Genomic DNA, 22,128 nt, shown 5'->3' with positions numbered 1-22,128 from the left:
GGTGGGTCTGCATGGGCCAGCGAAGTGAAGGTGCATGCAGCGTGATCGCGTGAGTGCCGAGAAGAAGTGAACACAGGTTCGAAGGCGCTGCCCCCTGTCGGCCCGGGACGGCCGCGCGCATCATAGGGCATCGGCGCATGCGCGTGCCGCGGGGAAGCAGGATGCACGAGGTCACGGTTGTAAGGCAGACAGGCAGCGGATGAGCACGTCGGAGCGATGCGTACCGGAAGCGCAACCGGTAGCGGTAGATCTACCCGCCTGGAGCGGCCGGGCCGGCGCGCTCGCCGCCGCGGCCGGCGCCGCCTTCATCGGCCTGGTGCTGGTGCTGCAATGGCTGCGTGGCGACCTGCGCTGGATCGATGCGCAGTTGAGTGCCTATCTGCACGGCGCCTATGGCCTGCTGCTGCGCACCGCGTATTGCTTGTTGGCTGTGGCGATGGCATGGCTGGCGCTGGGGCTGTATGCAGCGCTGCAGCCGGCCGCGCGCAGCCGCACCGTGCTGGGACTGTTCTGGCTGGCGGCGCTGGGATTGTGCGCGGTGTCGATCGGCGACAGCTGGATGCCGGAGCTGGCGCCTGACGCGGCGAAGATGGTGCATGTGCTGTCGGCCGATGCCACCTTCCTGTGCGTGATCGCAGCGGTATTGCTGCAATCCTGGTATTTCCGGCGTGATCGCGCATGGCGACAGCACTTCGCATCGGCATTCGGCGTGGGCTGTGCCGCGTTTGCCGCGCTGCTGTTCCACGTCAGCGTGAGCACCGCGCCCCTGGGCATCAGCCAGAAGAGCGCCATCGTGCTGATCGTGCTGTGGATGGTGCGCGTCGGGCTCTGGCTTGCGCGCCTGGTACGCAGCGGAGCTGCACGCGCTGCGCATTCGCGTGACAATGGCAGGGTCCATCAACCGTAGGAAGTCTGAAATGCTGCAGCGATTCGATGCGGGCCCGCGTATGTCCGAGATGACCGTCCATGGCGGCGTGTGTTATCTGGCCGGCCAGATTGCCGAGGACACCAGCGAAGACATCACCGGCCAGACCCGCCAGGTGCTGGGCGAGATCGACAAATTGCTGGCGATGGCGGCCAGCGACAAGACGAAGATCCTGCGCGCGGAGATCTACCTGGCCGACATTGCCGATTTCGATGGCATGAACGCGGCCTGGGACGAATGGGTGCCGCATGGGTTCACCCCGGCGCGTGCCACGGTCGAGGCAAAGTTGGCGCGGCCGGAATGGAAAGTGGAGATCGTGATCACTGCAGCGGCGGGCTGACTCCGGCATTCGGAGCGGCGGCCGCGACGAGCGCAGTTTGGTTATGCAGGTGGTGCCCGGCGATCGACTTGGCGGGCGCCGCCGGTCGCTGCGGGGCACAGGCGCTATCGATGACTTAACGAGCACCACTGCGCTCGGTCAACCGCTCGTGCTGCGGCGCCGGTGCGCTGTCGTGCGAGGCGTTGGCGCGCGTTGCCGTCGACGCGTGTGCGCACTTCTCGACGTTCACACGGACTGAAACGGCGATGCGGGGGCAGGTGGTGCGCCAGCCCACGGCCATCTCCGATACTTCGATGTCCGATGCATGCGAGCGGCATCCGGACAGCCAGGCCACCCGGCAGCCGGTATTCCGCCGCGGGCGTGCCGGCCTCCGGCGATCAGCGCTTGACGAAGCGATAGTGCGCCACGCCCCATTCGCGGCCCTGGTCGTAGCCGAACAGTTCCGCGCACGCCAGCCAGAACATGCGCCAGCGTTGCCACCAACGTTGCGCATCGTCGCCATAGGTCTGCTGCAGCAACGGCATGATCTGCGTGCGATGGCGATCCTGGTTGTGCAGCCAGGCGTTGGCGGTCTTTTCGTAGTGCTGGCCCGAGAGCAGCCAGCGCTGTTCGATGACCACGTCCTGCTGGAAATGCAGCAGGGTATCGGCCGCCGGCATCAGCCCGCCGGTGAAGAAGTGCCGGCCCATCCAGTTGTCTTCGCCGGCCACTTCGAAGGGATAGGCCAGATCGCGGTGGCAGAAGATGTGCACGAACAGCTTGCCGCCCGGCGCCAGCCAGCTGCCCACGCGCGCGAGCAGCTCGCGGTAGTTGCGCATATGTTCAAACATCTCCACCGACACCACACGGTCGAACGTGCCCGACGGCAGCGCCAGCGCGTTGACGTCGGCGGTGATCACCTGCACGTTGTCCAGCCCGCGCAGGCGGCACTGCTCCAGGATGTGCGCGCGCTGCGGGCGTGAGTTGGACACCGCGGTGATCGTGGCAGTGGGGTAGCGCTCGGCCATCCACAGCGTCAGCGATCCCCAGCCGCAACCCAGCTCCAGGATGCGCTGGCCATCGGCCAGCTCGGCGCGCTGCCCGTACAGCGCCAGCATGCGTTCTTCGGCTGCGTCCAGGTCTGGCGTGCTCGCGTCCCAGTAGCAGCTGCTGTACTTCAAGCGCTTGCCCAGGCACAGGGTGAAGAACTGCGGCGGCAATTCGTAGTGCTGGCGATTGGCCGCATCGGTCTCGATCGCGATGGCACTGGCACGCAGGCTGTCGATGAAGGCGCGTTGGCGCTCGCCGTTGGCATCGGCGTCGTCGCCACGCTCATCACGCAGCCGCTGCGCGCACAGACGGCGGATGCCGTAGCGCAGGGCGGCGTCGGGCAGCACGCCGGATTCGGCCAGGCGGGTGGCGAACGCTTCGTCCGGGAGCGAGGAGGGCGGGACGGTGATGGTGGACATGCGACTCTCCAGGCAACTCAGGACGAAGGGGGAAGCGGGAAGAACGCGCTGGTGGTGCGTTGGTACTGCGCGTAGTCCTCGCCGCGCGAGCGCAATGCCTGCTGCTCGGTATAGGGAATGCCGGTGAAGCGATACAGGAACGCGAACATCGTCACCGGCCCGAGCGCGCACAGCGCCACCGGCAACGGCCCGGCGCCGACCGCCAATGCCAGGTAGGCGAACCAGTGCACGAACTCGAAGAAATAATTGGGATGACGCGAATACCGCCACAGGCCCTTGCGACAGGTCTTGCCGCGATTGGCCGGGTCGGCCTTGTGCGCAGACAGCTGCCGGTCGGCCAGTGCTTCGCCGCCGACTGCGATCAACCACACCACGACCGCCAGCGTGCTCCACAGGCTCCATGCCGGGTTCGGATTGCTGGCCGCAGCCAGAAACGGCACCGCAAACAGCACCACCACCACCGCCTGGGCCAGGAAGAAGCCGAGGAACTTGCGCTGGTCGCCGTTCCAGTGCTCGCGCAGGGCGCGATAACGGCCGTCTTCGTGCGGGTCGCCGAACACGCGCACGCCCAGATGCCAGGCCAGACGCGCGCCCCACAGACCGCCCAGCACGCCCACCAGCACGCGCGGCAGCAACGCACCGTCGGACATCCACGCGCAGTACGGCGCAGCGAGCGCCAGGCAGGCGGCCCACAACACATCGACCGGGCCGGCGTTGCCGCTGCGGCGCTGCCATAGCCAGCCCAGCAGCATCACCACACTTGCGAATACGCCCACATGTAGCAGCGGCCACGCAGTCATTGCAGTTCTCCGGTCATGTCGTGCGGCAATGGTCGCGCCAGACGCCGTGCATACAGCGACAACACGCCGCATGCCACGCCCCAGCCGATGCCCACGGCAAGGACCGCATGCAGCAACGGCGGCAACAGTTCCACTGCGTGCCAGCTGCGTTGCGCCAGCCAGTAGGAAAACGGACCGAAGATGGCGCCAAGCAACACCGCCAACCCCGGATGGCGCATCACGCTGCGCAGCGAATGGTTGAGCGTGAGCGCAAAGCCCAGCCACAGCGCCAGGATCCAGGCAGGCGCCAGCACGCTACCGGGCCAGGGCGCGGCGTAACGCACCCAGCCTCCTGCCGCCAGCGTGGTGTCCAGCAGCAAACCCAGCGCCAACGCGGCGATCAGCAACGGCACATCGCCCGGCGCACGCCGCGATGGCCACAGCTGGTACAGCGCGAACAGCGCCAATATCAGCAGCGTTGGCCACACGCGCCCGTGCGCGGCGGCGGCCACCGCCACCACCCACAGCACCTGCAGGCCGAGATAGTTGCCCAGCTGCTTCATGCGTTGGCAAGACCGGGCACGAACTGCGGTGGGCGCGCACCGGGCTTGCTCAGCCATAGATGCACATCGCCGATCGACCGTTCCAGAAAGCCGGCTTCGCAATAGGCCAGGTAGAACTCCCACATGCGGATGAAGCGCTCGTCGTAGCCCAGGGCGCGCACCTGCGGCAGCTGCGCCATGAAGCGCTGCCGCCACGCGCGCAGGGTCAGCGCATAACTCGGGCCGATGTCTTCCAGATGGAACAGGCGCAGATCGCTGGCATTGGCGATCGCGCCGGTCATCGCCGCCACCGATGGGATGAAACTGCCGGGAAAGATGTGCCGCTTGATGAAGTCCACCGAGTGCAGCGCCTGCTTGTAGCGATGGTCTTCGATGGTGATGGCCTGGATCAGCGCCTCGCCATCGTCTGCGAGCAGGCTGCCGACCTTGGCGAAGTAGGTGTCCAGATACTGATGGCCGATCGCCTCGATCATCTCGATCGACACCACGCGATCAAAGCGGCCCTGCAGGTCGCGGTAGTCGCTCATCAACACGGTGACCCGCTCGCCCAGGCCGGCTTCGGCGATCCGCTGGGTGGCCAGCTCGAACTGCTCGCGCGAAATCGTGGTGGTGGTGACGCGGCAGCCATGTTCGCGGGCGGCATGCAGGGCGAAGCCGCCCCAGCCGGTGCCGATCTCCACCACGTGGTGCTGCGGGCCCAGGCGAAGTTTCTGGCAGATGCGTTCGAGCTTGCGCGTGGCCGCGCGTTCCAGCGCCGCTTCGCCCTGCGCTTCTTCGCCATCGACGAAGATCGCCGACGAGTACATCAGGTTGGCGTCCAGGAACAAGTTGAACAGCGGGTTGCCCAGGTCGTAGTGCGCGGCGATATTGCGCCGGCTGCCGCTGCGGGTATTGCGGGCCAGCGCGTGCAGGCTGCGCATGACCCAGCCGCCGAGGCGCGCGGTGCCGGTTTCCATCGCATCCAGGCGGTCGCGATTGCGCAACAGCACGCGCATCAGCCCGACCAGATCGTCGCACCGCCATTGCCCGTCCATATACGACTCGCCGGCACCTACGCTGCCGTTGAGCGCGGCCTGGCGGTAGAAGCCCGGATCGCTGACGTGCAGTTGCACCTGCAGCGCGTCCGCGCCGCTGGCAGTGCCCAGCGTGGTGATGCCGTCGGCATCGTGCAGCTGCAATTGCCCGTCGTGCAGCTCGCCCAGCGTGGCCAGCAGGCGCTTGCGCAACAGGCGGTCCGTCCAGGAGGCCGCGCGTGGTATGGCGGAGTCGGGCAGGGACGTGGCGTTCATCGGCGATCTCGCACAGGCGGGTGGGGGTGGTCGTGCACAGGGTTACCGCGCATCCACAGGCGCAAGGCCTGCCAGTGGATGGCGAGCACCACCTGCACGGTCATCAGGGGGTAGGCGAGCAAGGTGCGCGCCAGCGTGCGCGCGGTCAGTGGCTGACGCTGCAGCACCAGCGTGGCATCGAAGCGGCGCGTATCGCCGTTGTCGATCGCGCGGTCAGCGGCAGCATCGGTGGCGTCCAGCACGTCCATATGCACGCGCAGTTGCGCATCCGGCACATTGAAGCGCCAGTCGTAGCGATGCTGCATGCCCATGAACGGCGAGACATGGAAGCGCTTGTCGAAGCGCCAGGCATGCACATCGCGATGGGTGCGCGCCTGCGCCACCGGCAGCACGTAGGCGTGGCGTTGCTGCCACGGCGTGTTGGTGATTTCCGCCACGATCCAGCGCAATCCCTCGTGGCGGTCGAAGCAGTAGTAGAAGCTCACCGGGTTGAACACATGGCCGAAGTAGCGCAGGTGCGTCAGCAGACGGATCGCACCGTCCGGGCGCTGCCCGGTGTGCGCCTGCACGCAGTCGCGCACGGCCTGATCCAGTGGAATGGCCGGGTCGCCCAGGTAATCGCTGCGGCGGAACTGCGCCAGGTTGGCGCGCCCCACCGACCACAGCCAGCGGCCCGCGAAGACCCTATCGAGCTCGGACAGATCCAGATACAGCAGGAACAGCCGGTAACGGAAGTCCAGCGGCTTGGGCGCGAACCGCCGATGCCGCACCCAGCCGGTGTAGACCGCGCTGCGCAAGCCACCCGCCGCGCTGCCGGCACCGCTGTCCTCACCGGGAGGCAGCGGCACGGCATCGGTGCTGGCTTCGCGCAGCAGCTGCATCACCAGCTCACTCCCAACTGGTGGGCGACATCGACACCGCTGCGCAGGCCGTCTTCGTGAAAGCCGAAGCCCCATGCAGCGCCAGCGAACCAGGTGTGCTGCCTGCCCTGGATCTCGGCCTTGCGGCCCTGCGCCGCCAGCGCGGCGGCGTTCTGCACCGGATGCCGGTAGCGCATGCGCCGCAACACCTTGGCCGGGTCGATGTCGTGGTCGCGGTTGAGGGAGACGATGAACGGCTGCGGTGCGTCGATGGATTGCAGTGCGTTCATCCAGTAGCTCACCGTGCATGGCGCTTGCAAGTCGGCCGGCACATGCGCGTTCCAGGCCGCCCAGGCACGCCGGTCGCGCGGCAGGATGCGGGCATCGGTATGCAGCACGGTGTCGTTGTTCTGGTAGGTGATGCCGCCCAGGATCTGCTGTTCGGCCTCGGAGGCATCGCTGAGCAATGCCAGCGCATCGTCGGCGTGGCAGGCCAGCACCACCTCGTCGAAATGTTCCTGCCCGCGCAGCGAGCTCACCACCACGCCATCGGGGGTACGGCGGATGCCATGCACCGGCGTGGACAGGCGCTCGATCACCTGCCAGCGCCGCCGCAGCGCACGCACATAGCTGTTGGAGCCGCCGCGCACCACCTGCCACTGCGGCCGCCCGCTGAGTTGCAGCATGTGGTGGTTGGCCATGAAGCCGATCAACTGGCCCATCGGAAATTCGAGAATGGTCTGCGATGGCGAAGACCAGAGCGCCGACGCCATCGGTACCAGGTGTTGATCGCGGAATGCTGCGCCATAGCCATGCCGTTGCAGATACGCGCCCAGCGTGCTGAAACGCTCGTCGCTGTGCAGCACCGCCGGCGCCTGCCGATAGAAACGGCGCAGGTCCGCCAGCATGCCCCAGAAGCGTGGGCTGAGCAGGTTGCGGCGCTGGCAGAACAGCCCGTTCAAGGTGCCGGCGTTGTATTCGAGCCCGCTGCGCGCATCGTGCACCGAAAAGCTCATCGTGGTCGGCTGCGCGGCCACGTCGAGCTCGGCGAACATGCGCGTGAGCAGCGGGTAGTGCTGCGGATTGAACACGATGAAGCCGCTGTCCACCGCGTAGTGCCGGCCGTCCAACTGGATGTCGTGGGTGTGGGTGTGCCCGCCCAGGTAATCGGCGGCTTCGAACACCGTGACCTCGTAGCGCCGCGACAGCAGCCACGCCGCGCCCAGGCCGGCAATGCCGCTGCCGACCACGGCGATCCTGCGCTCGTTCATGGGCTCACCCGCTGGCCACGGCTGACCAGCGACGCCGGCATCGGCTTGAGATCCCAGACCAGGCCCAGCCACGACATCGCGGTGAGTCCGTACCAGGTCACGTCGTATTCCCACCAGCGCAGGCCCTGGCGTGCCGAGCCGGGATAGAAGTGGTGGTTGTTGTGCCAGCCTTCGCCGAAGGTGAGCAGCGCCAGCAGCCAGTTGTTGCGGCTGTCGTCGCGGGTGTCGAAACGCCGGCTGCCGAAACGGTGCGCCAGCGAATTGATGGTGAAGGTGGCATGGAACAACGCCACGGTAGAAATGACGAATCCCCATACCAGCAACTGCGGACCATTGGTGTGCAACCCTGGTGCGGCACTGTCCAGCCAGCTGCCGAGCAGGTACAGGCCCACGGCCAGCAGCACCGGCATCACGATGTCGAAGCGGTCGAGAAAGCGCAGCTCGGCAAACCGACGCAGATCCGGGATGACCTCCCAGTCGGTGCGGAAATTGCGCGGTGTCAGGAACCAGCCGGTGTGGCTCCACCAGAAGCCGTGCTGGGCCGGCGAATGCGGATCGCGCCCGGTATCGGTATGCCGGTGATGGTTACGGTGATGCGCGGCCCACCAGAGCGGCCCACGTTGCACGCAGGTGGCGCCGATGGACGCGAACACGAACTGCAGCACGCGCGAAGTCTTGAACGCGCGATGCGAAAAGTAGCGGTGGTAGAAGCCGGTGAGCGCGAACATGCGCAGTGCATACAGCGCCAGCGCGGTGCCGACCGCAAACCACGAGGCGCCAACCCAGAACACCGCCAGGCAGGCCAGGTGCAGCGCGATGAAGGGCAGGGCGCGCAGCCAGTCGATGCGGTCGGCGCGCGCCTCGTCCAGGGGACCATCGGCTTGCGAATCCACCCAGCGGCGCAGGCTGCCCAGACGGCCGGCGACTCCACCGCGCCGACGCGAGAGACCGGACCGGGGCGAGGCGGGGTGTGGGTCGGTTCCGGAACTCGGCACGCATCAATCTCCGTGTGTAGTCGTGACCCTGTACGGAAGCGGCCGGCAAACAGATGCACCCGCCCAGTCGATCGCCCGCCGCTTCGACACCTAGCGGTGAGCGTCGCATGCGGATTGCGCAGCTGGGCGCTCGCATGCACGATCGCGTTATCGCGCGCGGCGAACTGTGCGCGCAGTATCGGTGACACGTATGAGGCTGCTTGTGAACACGGCTGCCTGCGCGTGTATCGCAGGCAGCCGTGGTTGCGCTGGCTCAGGGCGCCATCGCCAGCGTGCTGATGCCACCCTTGGCAACCACCGTGCCGGTCGCCACGCCACCGGGTGCGCCGCCCGGCGGTTCCAGCGTCACGGCCAGGATCGCCTCGTTGCTGAGCATGGGCATCAGCTGATCGGGGATCTGGGCGCGGTGGGCCCGTTGATCGTCGAAGGTGCCCATCGAGTGCGCCTTGCCATCGGGCGTGATCAGCCACAGCTCGGGCACCTTGCCGGCGGTGGCGGTGCGGTCCAGCGGCGTCACCGTGATGGTGTGCTTGTCGGCATCCATCAGCGCCACGTAGCCCGGCCGTCCGTCTTCGGTCGCCAGCGTCGAGGTCATGGCGATGCCGGTCGCCGGCGGGGTGGTCTCCGCAGGCGGGGTGACCGGCGTCTGCACGACGGGTGTGTCGCGCGGCGGCTGCACGGGCGCCGTGCGCAGGTTCAACAGCGCCAGCACGCAGACCGCGGCGGTGGCCAGGCCAGCGGCGCTGGCCCAGCGCCAGAAGCGCAGGTTGTTCCAGAGCGGGGTGGCCGGCGTGCCGGTGCTGGCGGGCGCTGCCACCGGCACGGCGCGCAACGGCGTATCGAAGCCCAGCGTCTGGCGCACGCGTGCCCAGACCTGGTCCGGCGGCGTCACCGCGGCGATCTCTTCCAGCAGCGGGGCCAGATGCTCCTGCCACTGCAGCACCGCCTGGGCGAACGCGGCATCGGTGGCGATCCGCTGCTCGGCCGCCAGACGTTCGTCGGCGCTCAACAGGCCGAGCACGTACTCGCCGGCCAACACGTCGCGTGGCGGTTCCTGGTCGATGGGAAAGGGCGTACTCATCGTTCCAGACATGCCTTGAGTTTTGCCAGGCTACGGCGGATCCAGCTCTTGACCGTGCCGATGGGTGTATCGGTGCGCGCGGCGAGTTCTTCGTAGGTGATGCCTTCGAAAAACGCGGTGCGAATCAGCTCGCTCCGCGGCGGTTCCAGTTCGGCCAGGCAGTGGTCGATGCGGCGCCGGGTGCTGGCGCGTTCGGTCCGCTCGAGCGGCAGTGCATCCTGGTCGCGCAGCTCGCCGGCATCGTCCAGCGCCACGTTGCGGCGCTGCGGCGCGTTGGCGCGCAGATGGTCGATGGCCTTGTTGCGCGCGATCATCGCCAGCCAGGTCAGGCCGCGGGCACGGCTGGGGTCGAATTGACCGGCCTTGTGCCAGATCAGCGTAAACACGTCCTGCAGCACTTCCTCGGCTTCGGCGCGCTGCGGGATCAACCGCAGGCACACGCCGAACAGCTTGGGCGAGGTCTGCCGGTAGAGCGCTTCGAAGGCATGCCGGTCGCCACCTGCGGTTGCGGTCAGCAGGCGTCCGGTCTCATCGTCGTCGTTGCCGGGAATGGCACTCATGCGGTCGGGCGTTGGGAGAGGTGAGCGCGATGCTACCGGACTGTGCCGATGCTGTCCTTCATTTCCGCCACCACAGCAGCGCAGCGGCAAGCAGCAAGACGACTTCCACGACGGCCAGCGCCACCGTGGGCGCGGAGACCGGCCATAGCCTGGCCAGCGACACGCTGCGGAACAGCACGATGGGCACGTAGAAGGCCAGTGCGACCAGCAGGCCGGTACGCGGTTGATCGATCCAGGCGAAGTAGCCGAACAGGAACGCCATGCCCAGCTGCAGGCCGCCGTAGATGACCAGGTATTCGGACTGTCCGGCCGGGGAGAGCTGGGTGTAGCCCACCGCGTTCGCGGTCTTGATCGGCGAGAGCGTGCACCAGATCGCCAGGGCGACATACAGTATTGCGTTGATCCAGAGGTAGGCCTTTGCCATGCGGGTGCTCCTGTGCGCGAAAGGGGGGCCTGGGCCGTTGTACGCAACGGCGCGTGGTCGGGCGTGAAGATGGAGGCCGTCTGGGTCACGGGGTGGCGCAGCTGCGGGTCAGCGGTTGCTCGCGCGCCTGTTGCAGCTCGGTGTCGCTGGCGGCAGCCGGCGCGGTGTCCGGGAACACGATGCGCACGCGCGGGTAGCGCCCCTGCGCGTCGCGCAGATTGCCCACGCCGCGGAACTCGAGCAGGCGTTTGTTGGCGATGGAATAACGCACCTCCAGCGAAGGCACCGCCGCGCCATACCAGGCATCGAGCGAAATGCGGAAGCGCCGCTGGCCTGCGCTGTCGTCGATGCGTTCGACCCGGAACGCCAACTGCCGTTGCAGGCTGGGCAGCACGAAGTCCACGCGTTGCGACGTGCTGGCAAGCGCCTCCCAGTGGTTGCGCAGATAGGTATCGAAACCGGCATCGATCACGCGCTCGTCTTCGCCGGCCGGCAACGCGGTGCTACGTTCGGGTTTCCCTGGCGGCTGTTGGAACATCTCGCGCACGCCATCGCGCCGGCGCACGCCTTCGCGATACCCGTCGCGTCCGTCGATCAGGCTGAAATCGGGTGCCGTGCCGCCGCCGTCGACCTGCTTGCGCGCAAACGCCTGCCCGTTGAGGCAGCGGTACAGCACCAATCGCCCGCCGTCATCGAGCAGCCAATGCGATTCGCGGTAGCGCAATGCGCCGCTGTCGGCATCGAAGACCTCGCCGTCCACGCGCGTCGCCGCCGCCGCACTCAGCGGCAGGCTGCCAAGCACCAGCAGCAGCAATGGCGGAATCGGCCGGCAGCAGGCGGCAATGGCGACAATGGCGGCAGCAAGTGGACGCATGGGCACATCCTCGATGGCAGTGTTTACCCATACGGGCGCGGCCGCAGCATGGATGCGCCATCGCGCGTCAGGACGTTCCTGACCGCCTGTGGGTGCAGCGCGCAGGTGCCGCGTGGCGGCATGGCGATCACCGATCCGCCGGATCTGGCGCTGCCTCAGCCGGTTGGATGCAGCTCGATGCAATCCACCGGGCACGCCGGCAGACACAGCTCGCAACCGGTGCACAGCGGTGCGATCACCGTATGCATGTGCTTGGCGCCACCGACGATGGCATCCACCGGACAGGCCTGGATGCATTTGGTGCAGCCGATGCAGTCGGCCTCCACGATCCACGCCACCTGCGCCGGCTTGTGCGCCCCGCGACTGCGATCGTAGGGACGTGCAGGCACGCCGAGCAGGTGCGCCAGCGCACGCGCACCGGCATCGCCGCCGGGAGGGCAGTGGTCGACACCGGCCTGACCGTCCGCCATCGCCTGCGCATAGGGGCGGCAGCCGTCGTAGCCGCACTGGCCGCATTGGGTCTGCGGCAGCAGGCGGTCGAGCCGTTCGACCAGATCGGGGATGGAGGCGGGCATGGCGGTGTCAGTGCAGCGGATGGCCGCGATACCAGCGCTGTTGCGCCAGGGCCAGCATCGGCCGGTCTTCGCGGCTGTCGCCGTAGGCATGCACGCAGGCGTACTGCGCCAGGTCGTAGCGTGCGCGGATCTGCACGGCCTTGTGCGGCCCGCAATCGCCATCGGCATAGCGCCCGCTCAGCACGCCACCGGTGTGTTCGAGCCGGTTGCAGATCAGCGACAGCCCATGCTGCGTGCACCACGGCTGCAGATACAGGTCCAGCGAGGCGGAGACCAGCACCACTTCATGCCCCTGCGCCTGATGCCAGTCGATGCGCTGCATCACCTCGGCACGCAGCACGCCCGGCAGTGCGGTGCGTGCGTAGTCCACGCCATATGCGGCCATCTCGTCCAGCGCACGGCCGCTGAACACCATGCGCGTGACCCGCGCGCGCAGCGCGGCAGCGGACACCACGCCTGTCCGATACCCGAGCAGCCATGGGCCCACCTGCCACTTCGCCGCCGCCAGTTGCGCAGGCGTGGCGACCTTGCGCAGGAAACGCACATAGGTGTCGCAGGTGGTGACGGTGTGATCGAAGTCGAACAGGGCCAGGTGCATGGGGCTGGGATTGGGGAGTCGGGAGTGGGGATTGGTTAAAAGCGCGGTGACTGATTGTTCCCTTCTCCCGCGTGCGGGAGAAGGTGCCTCGCAGGGGCGGATGAGGGCAGGTGCCAGGCACTCAAGTCAGGTCTACTACGACAGTGGGGATTGGTTAAAAGCGCGGTGACTGATTGCTCCCTTCTCCCGCGTGCGGGAGAAGGTGCCCCGCAGGGGCGGATGAGGGCAGGTGCCGAGCACTCAAGTCAGGTCTACTACAACAATCAGCTCCGGCTTCTACGAATCCCAAATCCCGACTCCCCAATCCCGTTACCTGACAGGCATGCCCGGCTGCGCGCCGCTGTCGGCGTCCAGCAGCGCGAGCGCGCCGCCGTCGAAACCGGCCGACAGGATCATGCCTTCGCTGATGCCAAAGCGCATCTTGCGCGGGGCCAGGTTGGCGATGAACACCACGCTGCGGCCGACCAACGTCTCCGGCTCGCCGTAGCTGCCGCGGATGCCCGAGAAGATCTGGCGCTTGCCCAGCTCGCCGGCATCCAGTTCGAAGCGCAGCAGCTTGTCCGAGCCTTCCACGAATTCGCACACCAGCACCTTGCCGATGCGCAGATCGAGCTTGGCAAAATCGTCGATGCCGATGAGGCCGGGATTGGTGGTTTGGGATTCGGGACTCGCAACGGCGCTAGGCTTTGCGTCCGCCTTGGCCGGTGCAGGCTTGGAGGTGGCAGCCGGTGCCGCAGGTGCGGCGAGGGTGTCCTTGGAGGCGTCGGTCATGGCGTCGATCAGTTTGGGGTCGATACGGGTGAAAAGGGCGGTGTAGGGCTGGATCGTGTGCGCGGTCAGCGGGCGCTCCACATCTTCCCAACTGGTCATCGGCGCCGACAGAAACGCCTCGGCCTCGGCACAGGTGCGCGGCAGGATCGGCTTGAGCGCGGCGACCAGGATGCGGAACAGATTCAGCCCTTGCGTGCACACCGACTGCAACAGCGCATCGGCGCCCTCCTGCTTGGCGATCACCCATGGCTTGGTGTCGTCGATGTACTTGTTGGCCTCGTCGGCCAGCGCCATGGTCTGGCGGATCGCGCTGGCCGCATCGTTGCGCTCGTAGGCTTCGCGGATCGGCGCCAGTGCGGCGACGAAGCGCTCGTATTGCGCCGGGTCGGGCAGCGCGTCGGCCAGCTTGCCGTCGAAGCGCTTGCCGATGAAGCCGGCGCAGCGGCTGGCCAGGTTGACGAACTTGCCGACCAGATCCGCGTTCACCCGCGCGATGAAATCGCCCAGGTTCAGATCCAGATCGTCCACGCCGCCGGAGGACTTGGCGGCGAAGTAGTAACGCAGCGCTTCCGGCTCCAGGCCCACGTCCAGGAAGGTCCGCGCCATCACGAAGGTGCCGCGCGACTTGGACATCTTGGCGCCGTCCACGGTCAGGTAGCCGTTGACGTGCAGGCGCGTGGGCGCGCGGTGGCCGGTGCCGTGCAGCACCGCCGGCCAGAACAGGCCGTGGAAATTGACGATGTCCTTGCCGATGAAGTGATGCAGCTCGGTCTGCGTGCCGGCCACCAGGTGCGCGTCGAAGTCTTCGCCCATCTGCACACACAGCGTCTTGAAGCTGCACAGGTAGCCGATCGGCGCATCCAGCCACACGTAGAAATACTTGCCCGGCTGGCCGGGAATCTGGAAACCGAAATACGGCGCATCGCGGGAGATATCCCAGGCGCGCAGGCCGCCTTCGGCGTCCAGCCACTCCTTGAGCTTGGCCTTGACGCCGGGCAGCGCCACCTCGCCCGCCAGCCAGTCGCGCAGGAAACCGTCGAAATGGCCCACTTCGAAGAAAAAATGCTCCGAATCGCGCAGCTCCGGCGTGGCGCCGGAGATCACCGACCTGGGCTCCTTCAACTCGGTGGGCGCATAGGTGGCGCCGCAGACCTCGCAATTGTCGCCGTACTGGTCGGCGCTGCCGCAGTTGGGGCAGATGCCCTTGATGTAGCGGTCCGGCAGGAACATGCCCTTGGCCGGGTCGTAGAACTGCGCCACCGAGCGCCGGCTGATGTGTCCGGCGGCCTCGAGCCTGGCGTAGAAGGCCTCGGTGAGTTCGCGGTTGACCGGCGAATTGGTCGAATCGTAATGGTCGAAGGTCACCCCGAACGCGGCGAAATCGCGCTCGTGGCTGGCCTGGATGCTGGCGATGAATGCTTCCGGGGTCACCCCGGCCTTCTCGGCGGCCAGCATGATCGGCGTGCCGTGGGTGTCGTCGGCGCAGACGAACCAGGTCTTGTCGCCGCGCAACCGGCGCGCGCGCACCCAGATGTCGGCCTGGATATAGCCGACCAGGTGCCCCAGATGCAGCGGGCCGTTGGCGTAGGGCAGGGCGGTGGTGACGAGTGCAGTGCGGGTCATGGCGGGCGTAATGCGGGGGACACGCGATTATCGCACTAGTCGGCAGCCGGGATTGGGGCTGGGAATGGGGAATCGGGATTAGGGAATCGGTCAAAGCAGGGTCATGTGGCCGTGTTGTCGAGGCGCGCAGGTGTTTTGCCGCGCATGTGGCGTCAGGATGGGCACGCACAAAAAAGGCGCCCTCACGGGCGCCTGCTCTTACCGAATCCCGAATCCCGATTCCCGGCTACTCGCGCACCCAGGTCTGCGTGCGACCGAGCGCTTCGATGCCGACATAGCCGCGCATCTGCAGCTTCTTGCCGCCTTCGGTCAGGGTGATCTTGGCCTTGTAGGTCTTGCCCTTGGCCGGGTCGAGCACCGAGCCGCCGCTCCATACCGCGGTGCCGTCCGGCTTCAGGCCCCACAGGATGGTCATGCCCTTGATCGGCTTGTTCTTGCGCTCGCCATCGCACTTGTCGCAGATCGGGTTCGGCCCCTTGGCCGACTGCAGGATCTCGACGACTTTGCCGCTGAGCGTGCCGTTGGCGGCCTGTTCGATCTGCACCACCGACTTGGGCTTGCCGGTTTCGTCGTCGATGGTCTTCCAGCGGCCCACCGGCGAATCGGAGGCCTGGGCCAGCAACGAGGCGGCCGCCAGCGGCAGGGCCACGATCAGGGTCTTGAAGGTCTTGCGCATGTGTCCCCTCCCAGGGATGACGGGGGCCGCCGTCGGCGGCCTGAGAGCGAATGTATACCGTGGGGTATGGTTGCGGAAAGATGCGCTGCGGGATGCGTTCATGCGTGCATGTCGCTCTTCGCCGAGGCAATGGCAGCCCCTCGGCGGACGCACGTCTTCCGTGGGCGGCATCGGTGTCGCCTGCGCGTTGCTGCCTAGCCGGCCTCGTACAGCTCCAGCGGCAACTCATCCGGGTCGGCGAAAAACGTGAAGCGGCGGCCGGTGTATTCGTCGATGCGGATGTCTTCGGTCGCCACGCCATGCGCGTTGAGATGCGCAACGGCCGTATCCAGGTCTTGGACGCGAAACGCAAGATGGCGCAGTCCTTGCGCTTCCGGGCGGCTGGGGCGCGCGGGTGCGTTGGGGAACGAGAACAGCTCGATCTGGCCGCCATCGGGCAGCGCCAGGTCCAGCTTCCAGGAATCGCGCGCCTGCCGGTAATGCTCATCGAGTACGCGCAGGCCCAGGATCTGGCAATAGAACTGCTTGGAGCGCGCGTAGTCGCCCGCGATGATTGCCACGTGGTGGATGCCGGCGAGCATCATGCAGCGCTCCGAAGCAGCGTGGTCGGCAGGATGCCCGATGCCGACGTGTTCGGCCACGTGCCGTGCGCGCAGCGCAGATGCATGCGCGCGAGTGAAAACGCAACAGGGTCGGCGATGCCTGCACTGGTCGCGCTGTACGCAGTTGGCAAGTGCTCCGGCACGCCCGCGGCAAGGCCGCGCGTGGATGTCTGAAGAGCTGGACGGCGATCGTGTGGCATGGGGATGGCCTGCAAGAAACAGTCATCAGCATAACGGTCGGCAAGTGAGTTGCAGGTCTTGCGTCACAGCTGGCCTGCGCATGGCTGGGCTCGTCTGCGTGTGCATGGCAGGATGAAGCTCCTCCGCCCAGACGCACCCATGTCCGAACCATCGTCCACCGCGGCACCGCAGTTCCAGCGCAGCATGCAGGTACGCCATCTGGTGATGCTGTCGCTGGGCGGGGTGATCGGCACCGGGCTGTTCTTCAATACTGGTTACATCATCGCCAGCACCGGCGCGCTGGGCAAGGTGATCGCGTACCTGATCGGCGCGCTGGTGGTGTATCTGGTGATGCAATGCCTGGGCGAACTGGCCGTGGCGATGCCGCAGACCGGCGCGTTCCATGTGTATGCCGCGCGTTATCTGGGGCCGGCCACCGGCTACGTGGTGGCGTGGCTGTATTGGCTGACCTGGACGGTGGCGCTGGGCTCCAGCCTGACCGCCGCGGCGTTCTGCATGCAGTACTGGTTTCCGCACAGCCCGGCATGGCCGTGGTGCCTGCTGTTCTGCGCGCTGATCTTCGGTTTGAACACGGTATCGGCGCGCTGGTTTGCCGAAGGCGAATTCTGGTTCTCGCTGATCAAGGTGATCACCATTTTGATCTTCATCGTGCTGGGCGGTGCGGCAGTGGTGGGCCTGCTGCCGCTGGCCGATGGTTCGCCGCCGCCGGGTCTGCGCCATCTGCGTGCCGACGGCTGGTTTGCGCAGGGCACCTTGCCGATCCTGATGACGATGGTGGCGGTGAATTTCGCCTTCTCCGGCACCGAGCTGATCGGCGTGGCCGCCGGCGAGACCGCGCAGCCGGCACGTGCGATCCCACTGGCGATCCGCACCACGCTGGTTCGGCTGGTGGTGCTGTTCGTCGGCACCGTGCTGGTGCTGGCGGCGTTGCTGCCGGCCGGGCAGGCGGCGGTGGACACCAGTCCGTTCGTGCGCGGCTTCGCGTTGCTGGGCATCCCGTATGCGGCCGACGTGCTGAACGCGGTGATCCTGACCGCGATTCTGTCGGCCGCCAATTCCGGCCTGTACGCCGCCGCGCGCATGCTGTGGTCGCTGGCCAACGAGGGCACGCTACCGGCGCGGCTTGCGCGGCTGACCCGTCGCGGCATTCCGTTGCCGGCCTTGTTGCTGAGCATGCTGGGCGGGCTGCTGGCCCTGCTGACCGGCGTGTATGCCGCCGATACCGTGTTCGTGGCGATCTCCGCGGTGTCCGGGTTTGCGGTGGTGGTGGTGTGGCTGAGCATCTGCGCGGCGCATTACCGTTTTCGCCGCCAGTTGCTGCGCGATGGCATCGCGGTGGAGACGCTGGCCTATCGTGCGCCGTGGTATCCGTGGACGCCGATCCTGGGATTTGCGCTGTGCCTGCTGGCCTGCATCGGGCTGGCCTTCGATCCGCAGCAGCGCATTGCGCTGTACTGCGGGATTCCCTTCGTGGCGCTGTGTTATGGCGCCTACGCACTGACCCAATGGCTTGAGGCCCGGAGACTGCGCCCATGACGATCGCTGCCCGCCAACCGCGCGAAAATGCGCCCTTCAGCCAGGCCTTGCAGCACGAGGGGTACGTGCTGCTGGATGGCGCCCTGGCCACCGAACTGGAACACCGCGGCTGCGATCTCAACGATGCGCTATGGTCGGCGCGGGTGCTGATGGAGCAGCCGGAGCTGATCTACCAGGTGCATCGCGACTACTTCGCCGCCGGTGCGCAATGCGCGATCACCGCCAGCTACCAGGCCACGCCGTTGGGGTTTGCCGCGCGGGGACTGGATCTGGCGCAGTCGCAGGCGCTGATCGCGCGCAGCGTGCAACTGGCCGCGCAGGCACGCGCCGATCACCTGCAGCAGCAGCCGGATGCTGCGCCGTTGTGGGTGGCCGGCTCGGTGGGTCCGTATGGCGCGTATCTGGCCGATGGTTCGGAGTATCGCGGCGATTACGCGGTGCCGTTGCAGCAGATGATGGACTTCCACCGTCCGCGCATCGCTGCGCTGGCGGCGGCCGGGGTGGATGTACTGGCCTGCGAGACGTTGCCATCGGCGAGCGAAATCGTGGCGCTACGGCAGTTGCTGGAAAACGAATTTCCGCAGCTGCCTGCGTGGTTTTCGTTCACCCTGCGCGATGCGGCGCACCTGAGCGATGGCACGCCGCTGGCGCAAGTGGTTCCGGCGCTGGATGCCTGCCCGCAGGTGCTCGCGGTGGGCATCAACTGCATCGCCCTGGATCGGGTCACGCCGGCCTTGCACTGCCTGTCGGCGCTGACCGCCTTGCCATTGGTGGTGTATCCGAACTCGGGCGAACAGTACGATGCGGGCAACAAGCGCTGGCATGCCGGCGATGCGCCTGCCTGCAGCCTGGCCGAGCAGCACGCGCAATGGCTGGCCGCCGGCGCGCGCCTGATCGGTGGCTGCTGCCGCACCACCCCACGCGACATCGCCGCATTGGCGGCGGCGCGGGCAGTAGGTTGATCACACCCAGATGTGCGCACTGAGTGTGCGGGCGGAAGCTGCCGTTGCCGGAGCACTGCCTGCAATCGGCGACGTCATGCCGCCCTCGAGCGCAGCGCGCCAGTCCTGCATCGACACCCGCCGGAGCAACGGCCCGGTCACGACGGCTGATGACGAGCACGGCGGCCGCGATCGTTGCCTCAGCCTTTCTGCGCTGCGATCCAGCGCTGGATCTTTTCCTGCAGGATGTCCAGCGGCACCGAGCCGTCCTTGAGCACTTCGGTGTGGAACGCGCGCACGTCGAAGCGCGGCCCCAGTTCGCGTTGGGCCTGGTCGCGCAGCTGCGCGATCTTCATCTCGCCCACCTTGTAGGCCAGCGCCTGGCCGGGAATGGCCAGGTAGCGGTCGACCTCGGCTTCGATATCGGTACGGCTCATCGCCGAGTTGTCCTGCATGTAGTCGATCGCCTGGGCGCGGGTCCAGCCCTTGCTGTGCAGGCCGGTATCGGCCACCAGCCGAATCGAGCGCCATAAGGCGTTCTGCAGGTAGCCGTAGTAGTTGTACGGATCCTGATACAGCCCCAGCTCGCGGCCCAGAGATTCGGCGTACAGGCCCCAGCCTTCGATGTAGGCGGTTTCGCCGCCCAGGCGGCGGAACTTGGGCAGGTCGGTCAGCTGCTGCTGCAGGCCGAGTTGGTAATGATGGCCGGGAATGGCTTCGTGCAGGAACAGGCTTTCCGCTTCCCAGGTCCTGCGCGAGGGCAGGTCGTAGGTGTTGACGTAGAAGATGCCCGGGCTGCTGCCGTTGCTGCCATTGACGACCGGGCGCATGTACGAGCCACTGGCAGCCGACGCGGCCCGCGCCGGTTCCACCACCCGCACTTCCAGCGCTGGGATGGCCTGGATGTTGAACAGGCGCGGCACCGCACCCTGCACGCGCCCCTGCAGACCGCGGTAATAGCCCAGCAGTTCGGTGTCGCTGCGGAAGCCGAAGCGCTTGTCGGTCTGCATGAACTTGTAGAACTTTGGCAGGCTGCCGCGGAACTTGACCTGCTTGGCCAGCGCCTGGATCTCGCCCTGCAGGCGCGCCACTTCGTCCAGCCCGATCTGGTGGATCTGCTCCGGGCTCAGCTCGGAGGTGGTGCTCTGACGCACGTCGTAGGCGTACCACGCCGCGCCGTTGGGCAGCGCCGCCAGGCCATCGCTGTCGCGGCAGGCCGGCAGGTATTCTGTGGCGATGAAGCCGCGCAGCGCGCGATACGCCGGCAGGATGCGCACCTCGATCAGCCGCTTGTACTCGGCGGTGAGGCGCTGCTTGTCCGCCTCGGGCATATCGGCCGGCAGGTTACGGATCGGCCCCCAGAACAGGCTGTCTTCGGCACTGCGCGCAATGATCGCATCCAGCTGCGGCAGCACCTTCTGCATCAGCACCTTGGGTTGCACCACCCCGGCCTGCATGCCGGCGCGCATATTGGCGATGGCCTGATCGAACAGGTCCGGGATGCCGAGCGCGCGCCGCGACCAGTTGTCGTAGTCCTTGACCGTCTTGAACGGCTGCGCGCCGGTGCCCGAGCCCAGCACCACCGCGATGCTGGCGATGTTGTAGAACTGATTGATCGGCAGCATCCAGCTGGGGAACTGCTCGGCCGCCAGCGCGCTGCGCGCGTCGCGCACGAAGATCTGGTAGCTGAGCAGGTCCTGTCCGCTCAGGCCGTCCGGGCCCAGCGCTTCGGCCTTGCCCAGCCACAGCACGGTGAAATCGTGCGACTGCTGGCGGAACGCCGGCGACAGGAAGTTGGGAAGCTGGTCGTTGTAGCGGCTCTCGCCCTGGAAGGTGGCCTGCAGCGGATTGAGCTTGAGCGAGGCGTCCCAGTACTGGTCGTAGAGCAGGTTGAGTTGCTGTGCCTTGGTCAGCACCACCGGCGCGGCCACGGCGCGCGGCCTGGCCCTGGTGGTCTTGCTGCCCTTGGCGGCCTTGCTGCTCCTGGCCGGCTTGGTGGTCTTCTTGGCCTTGCTCGCCTTCGCGCGCGTTTGCGTGGTCTGTGCCTTGGCGGTCTTCTTCTTGGCCGCATCGGCGGGCGCTGCCACTGACAGGCTCAACACGGCGGCGAGGGCCAGCGACAGCAGGCGGGAAAAGCTGAGGGGCATTACCGGCTCCGGAAACAAGCGAGCGGGGAGCTTGCCCGATATGCACGGTTACGGCCACCCACCGCGGTCATACCGCCTATCGGCAATTCATCCGGCGCATGGGCGCGGACCTGCGCCGGCCTGGCGTGGTGCGCTGCGGCATACCCAGGATTTGCAGGCGACCACAGCGTGCGGCGCGCATGGCTGTCACGCGAAGCTGCGTACCACTGCCGGCAAGGCATTGCTGTAGCGATGCACCGGCACGATGCGTCTGCCAGACGCGGCCCGGTTCACTCCGCAGCGGCTTCCTCGCGCAGCTGCTCGGCCCGCTCGGCGCCCAGGTAGGCACCGATGCCGCGGCGCGCCAGATACAGCAGCGGGATCAGGGCCACCGCAAAGCCCATCTTGTAGACGTAGTTGAGCGTACTCACCGCCAGGAACTGGTCCATCGACCAGTGCTGCGGACCGAGCACGAAGGCGATGTAGATCACCACGAAGCTGTCCACCAGCTGCGAGACCGCGGTGGAGCCGGTGGCGCGCAGCCACACGTGCTTTTCGCCGGTGGCGCGGCGGATGCGGTGGAACACCGATACATCGATCAGCTGGCCGAACAAAAACGCCACCAGCGAGCCGCCGATGGTCCACAGCCCCTGCCCGAACACCGCCGCGAACGCGGCCTGGTAGTCCGGCACGCCCTGGCTCTGCGCGGCGGTGACCCACCAGCCGGCCGGAGCCAGGGCGATGGCGGCGAAGGCGAACACGAACCCATAGCCGATCAGCGCCACCGCCACCCACGAGATGAAACGCACCCCGCGGCTGCCGAAGAACTCGTTGATGGTGTCGGTCATGATGAACACCACCGGCCACAGCAAGGTGCCGGCAGTGAAGCTGAGCGAGCCGGTCTGGCCGAACAGGTTCCAGTTCAGCGGCGCGATGCCCAGGGTGTCTTCCAGCGCGAAGATCTTGACCCCGATGAACTCGGCCAGCGCGGCGTTGACGCAGAAGAATGCCGCCAGCGCAATGAACAGGCGTACCGCACGATCGTCGAGGGTGCGCACAGGTGCCATGGT

At 67.1% G+C, this 22,128-nt stretch carries 22 protein-coding genes; 4 read left to right on the top strand and 18 right to left on the bottom strand.

Annotated features, from left to right (window positions below; all coding sequences use genetic code 11):
* The first annotated feature begins 199 nt into the window (after positions 1-199).
* Entirely contained in the window at positions 200-907 is a 708-nt protein-coding gene (locus ACCQ05_RS14655) for a DUF998 domain-containing protein (protein ID WP_372391117.1), read from the top strand.
* A gap of 10 nt (positions 908-917) precedes the next feature.
* The gene (locus ACCQ05_RS14650; protein WP_104539661.1) at positions 918-1,265 is read left to right on the top strand and encodes a RidA family protein; all 348 of its coding nucleotides are present in this window, start codon (positions 918-920) and stop codon (positions 1,263-1,265) included.
* A 377-nt stretch (positions 1,266-1,642) separates the two neighbouring features.
* On the opposite strand, the gene ACCQ05_RS14645 is transcribed toward ACCQ05_RS14650, so the two are convergent.
* The 16 genes from ACCQ05_RS14645 to gloA2 form a co-directional block, all read right to left on the bottom strand.
* Positions 1,643-2,713: an SAM-dependent methyltransferase gene (locus tag ACCQ05_RS14645; protein ID WP_372391115.1), complete on the bottom strand. Its 1,071-nt coding sequence runs from the start codon at positions 2,711-2,713 to the stop codon at positions 1,643-1,645.
* A gap of 17 nt (positions 2,714-2,730) precedes the next feature.
* The gene (locus ACCQ05_RS14640; RefSeq protein WP_372391112.1) at positions 2,731-3,513 is read right to left on the bottom strand and encodes a DUF1295 domain-containing protein; all 783 of its coding nucleotides are present in this window, start codon (positions 3,511-3,513) and stop codon (positions 2,731-2,733) included.
* Positions 3,510-4,055: a DUF2878 domain-containing protein gene (locus tag ACCQ05_RS14635; RefSeq protein WP_372391110.1), complete on the bottom strand. Its 546-nt coding sequence runs from the start codon at positions 4,053-4,055 to the stop codon at positions 3,510-3,512. The genes ACCQ05_RS14640 and ACCQ05_RS14635 overlap by 4 nt, the downstream gene beginning before the upstream one ends.
* Positions 4,052-5,344 (bottom strand): class I SAM-dependent methyltransferase, encoded by a 1,293-nt coding sequence (locus ACCQ05_RS14630; protein WP_372391108.1) that lies wholly within the window; start codon positions 5,342-5,344, stop codon positions 4,052-4,054. Before ACCQ05_RS14630 ends, ACCQ05_RS14635 begins: the two co-directional genes overlap by 4 nt.
* Entirely contained in the window at positions 5,341-6,225 is an 885-nt protein-coding gene (locus ACCQ05_RS14625; protein WP_372394106.1) for a DUF1365 domain-containing protein, read from the bottom strand. Before ACCQ05_RS14625 ends, ACCQ05_RS14630 begins: the two co-directional genes overlap by 4 nt.
* Positions 6,225-7,475 carry an NAD(P)/FAD-dependent oxidoreductase gene (locus ACCQ05_RS14620; RefSeq protein WP_372391106.1) on the bottom strand — a complete coding sequence of 417 codons (1,251 nt, stop codon included), beginning with the start codon at positions 7,473-7,475 and terminating at the stop codon, positions 6,225-6,227. Before ACCQ05_RS14620 ends, ACCQ05_RS14625 begins: the two co-directional genes overlap by 1 nt.
* On the bottom strand, positions 7,472-8,470 hold the full coding sequence (locus tag ACCQ05_RS14615) for an acyl-CoA desaturase (RefSeq protein ID WP_372391104.1): 999 nt from the start codon (positions 8,468-8,470) through the stop codon (positions 7,472-7,474). Before ACCQ05_RS14615 ends, ACCQ05_RS14620 begins: the two co-directional genes overlap by 4 nt.
* Positions 8,471-8,723: 253 nt before the next feature.
* Positions 8,724-9,551 (bottom strand): anti-sigma factor, encoded by an 828-nt coding sequence (locus tag ACCQ05_RS14610; RefSeq protein ID WP_228962366.1) that lies wholly within the window; start codon positions 9,549-9,551, stop codon positions 8,724-8,726.
* The gene (locus ACCQ05_RS14605; protein WP_104539670.1) at positions 9,548-10,111 is read right to left on the bottom strand and encodes a sigma-70 family RNA polymerase sigma factor; all 564 of its coding nucleotides are present in this window, start codon (positions 10,109-10,111) and stop codon (positions 9,548-9,550) included. The genes ACCQ05_RS14610 and ACCQ05_RS14605 overlap by 4 nt, the downstream gene beginning before the upstream one ends.
* 58 nt (positions 10,112-10,169) lie before the next feature.
* Positions 10,170-10,535 (bottom strand): DUF4345 family protein, encoded by a 366-nt coding sequence (locus ACCQ05_RS14600; RefSeq protein ID WP_104539671.1) that lies wholly within the window; start codon positions 10,533-10,535, stop codon positions 10,170-10,172.
* Positions 10,536-10,620: 85 nt separating this feature from the next.
* Entirely contained in the window at positions 10,621-11,409 is a 789-nt protein-coding gene (locus ACCQ05_RS14595; RefSeq protein WP_372391102.1) for a hypothetical protein, read from the bottom strand.
* Positions 11,410-11,564: 155 nt separating this feature from the next.
* Positions 11,565-11,984 (bottom strand): Rnf electron transport complex subunit RnfB, encoded by a 420-nt coding sequence (gene rnfB / locus ACCQ05_RS14590; protein ID WP_372391100.1) that lies wholly within the window; start codon positions 11,982-11,984, stop codon positions 11,565-11,567.
* Between the two features lie 7 nt (positions 11,985-11,991).
* Entirely contained in the window at positions 11,992-12,582 is a 591-nt protein-coding gene (locus ACCQ05_RS14585; RefSeq protein WP_372391098.1) for an HAD family hydrolase, read from the bottom strand.
* Positions 12,583-12,891: 309 nt separating this feature from the next.
* Positions 12,892-14,976: a methionine--tRNA ligase gene (gene metG / locus ACCQ05_RS14580; protein ID WP_372391096.1), complete on the bottom strand. Its 2,085-nt coding sequence runs from the start codon at positions 14,974-14,976 to the stop codon at positions 12,892-12,894.
* A gap of 226 nt (positions 14,977-15,202) precedes the next feature.
* The gene (locus ACCQ05_RS14575; RefSeq protein WP_228962371.1) at positions 15,203-15,652 is read right to left on the bottom strand and encodes a DUF2147 domain-containing protein; all 450 of its coding nucleotides are present in this window, start codon (positions 15,650-15,652) and stop codon (positions 15,203-15,205) included.
* Positions 15,653-15,846: 194 nt separating this feature from the next.
* Entirely contained in the window at positions 15,847-16,236 is a 390-nt protein-coding gene (gene gloA2, locus ACCQ05_RS14570; protein WP_372391094.1) for an SMU1112c/YaeR family gloxylase I-like metalloprotein, read from the bottom strand.
* Between the two features lie 357 nt (positions 16,237-16,593).
* On the opposite strand from gloA2, the gene mmuP reads away from it, so the two are divergent.
* On the top strand, positions 16,594-17,991 hold the full coding sequence (mmuP, locus tag ACCQ05_RS14565) for an S-methylmethionine permease (RefSeq protein ID WP_372391092.1): 1,398 nt from the start codon (positions 16,594-16,596) through the stop codon (positions 17,989-17,991).
* Complete coding sequence (gene mmuM / locus ACCQ05_RS14560) at positions 17,988-18,953, top strand: homocysteine S-methyltransferase (protein WP_372391087.1); 966 nt, start codon at positions 17,988-17,990, stop codon at positions 18,951-18,953. Before mmuP ends, mmuM begins: the two co-directional genes overlap by 4 nt.
* 179 nt (positions 18,954-19,132) lie before the next feature.
* On the opposite strand, the gene ACCQ05_RS14555 is transcribed toward mmuM, so the two are convergent.
* Complete coding sequence (locus tag ACCQ05_RS14555) at positions 19,133-21,079, bottom strand: DUF885 domain-containing protein (RefSeq protein ID WP_372391085.1); 1,947 nt, start codon at positions 21,077-21,079, stop codon at positions 19,133-19,135.
* 269 nt (positions 21,080-21,348) lie between these two features.
* The gene (locus ACCQ05_RS14550) at positions 21,349-22,125 is read right to left on the bottom strand and encodes a queuosine precursor transporter (RefSeq protein WP_372391083.1); all 777 of its coding nucleotides are present in this window, start codon (positions 22,123-22,125) and stop codon (positions 21,349-21,351) included.
* Between the last annotated feature and the right edge of the window lie 3 nt (positions 22,126-22,128).

It is taken from the genome of Xanthomonas sp. NCPPB 3582 (genome assembly GCF_041475735.2).
In the GTDB taxonomy this organism is placed as follows: domain Bacteria; phylum Pseudomonadota; class Gammaproteobacteria; order Xanthomonadales; family Xanthomonadaceae; genus Xanthomonas; species Xanthomonas codiaei.
This window is presented reverse-complemented; position numbering and strand designations above follow the sequence as displayed.

Bases quoted from the DNA above. Each gene is read 5' to 3' on its own strand.
- ACCQ05_RS14655 (WP_372391117.1), top strand. From the start codon at position 200: ATGAGCACGTCGGAGCGATGCGTACCGGAAGCGCAACCGGTAGCGGTA.
- ACCQ05_RS14650 (WP_104539661.1), top strand. From the start codon at position 918: ATGCTGCAGCGATTCGATGCGGGCCCGCGTATGTCCGAGATGACCGTC.
- ACCQ05_RS14645 (WP_372391115.1), bottom strand. From the start codon at position 2,713: ATGTCCACCATCACCGTCCCGCCCTCCTCGCTCCCGGACGAAGCGTTC.
- ACCQ05_RS14640 (WP_372391112.1), bottom strand. From the start codon at position 3,513: ATGACTGCGTGGCCGCTGCTACATGTGGGCGTATTCGCAAGTGTGGTG.
- ACCQ05_RS14635 (WP_372391110.1), bottom strand. From the start codon at position 4,055: ATGAAGCAGCTGGGCAACTATCTCGGCCTGCAGGTGCTGTGGGTGGTG.
- ACCQ05_RS14630 (WP_372391108.1), bottom strand. From the start codon at position 5,344: ATGAACGCCACGTCCCTGCCCGACTCCGCCATACCACGCGCGGCCTCC.
- ACCQ05_RS14625 (WP_372394106.1), bottom strand. From the start codon at position 6,225: ATGCAGCTGCTGCGCGAAGCCAGCACCGATGCCGTGCCGCTGCCTCCC.
- ACCQ05_RS14620 (WP_372391106.1), bottom strand. From the start codon at position 7,475: ATGAACGAGCGCAGGATCGCCGTGGTCGGCAGCGGCATTGCCGGCCTG.
- ACCQ05_RS14610 (WP_228962366.1), bottom strand. From the start codon at position 9,551: ATGAGTACGCCCTTTCCCATCGACCAGGAACCGCCACGCGACGTGTTG.
- ACCQ05_RS14605 (WP_104539670.1), bottom strand. From the start codon at position 10,111: ATGAGTGCCATTCCCGGCAACGACGACGATGAGACCGGACGCCTGCTG.
- ACCQ05_RS14600 (WP_104539671.1), bottom strand. From the start codon at position 10,535: ATGGCAAAGGCCTACCTCTGGATCAACGCAATACTGTATGTCGCCCTG.
- ACCQ05_RS14595 (WP_372391102.1), bottom strand. From the start codon at position 11,409: ATGCGTCCACTTGCTGCCGCCATTGTCGCCATTGCCGCCTGCTGCCGG.
- rnfB (WP_372391100.1), bottom strand. From the start codon at position 11,984: ATGCCCGCCTCCATCCCCGATCTGGTCGAACGGCTCGACCGCCTGCTG.
- ACCQ05_RS14585 (WP_372391098.1), bottom strand. From the start codon at position 12,582: ATGCACCTGGCCCTGTTCGACTTCGATCACACCGTCACCACCTGCGAC.
- metG (WP_372391096.1), bottom strand. From the start codon at position 14,976: ATGACCCGCACTGCACTCGTCACCACCGCCCTGCCCTACGCCAACGGC.
- ACCQ05_RS14575 (WP_228962371.1), bottom strand. From the start codon at position 15,652: ATGCGCAAGACCTTCAAGACCCTGATCGTGGCCCTGCCGCTGGCGGCC.
- gloA2 (WP_372391094.1), bottom strand. From the start codon at position 16,236: ATGATGCTCGCCGGCATCCACCACGTGGCAATCATCGCGGGCGACTAC.
- mmuP (WP_372391092.1), top strand. From the start codon at position 16,594: ATGTCCGAACCATCGTCCACCGCGGCACCGCAGTTCCAGCGCAGCATG.
- mmuM (WP_372391087.1), top strand. From the start codon at position 17,988: ATGACGATCGCTGCCCGCCAACCGCGCGAAAATGCGCCCTTCAGCCAG.
- ACCQ05_RS14555 (WP_372391085.1), bottom strand. From the start codon at position 21,079: ATGCCCCTCAGCTTTTCCCGCCTGCTGTCGCTGGCCCTCGCCGCCGTG.
- ACCQ05_RS14550 (WP_372391083.1), bottom strand. From the start codon at position 22,125: ATGGCACCTGTGCGCACCCTCGACGATCGTGCGGTACGCCTGTTCATT.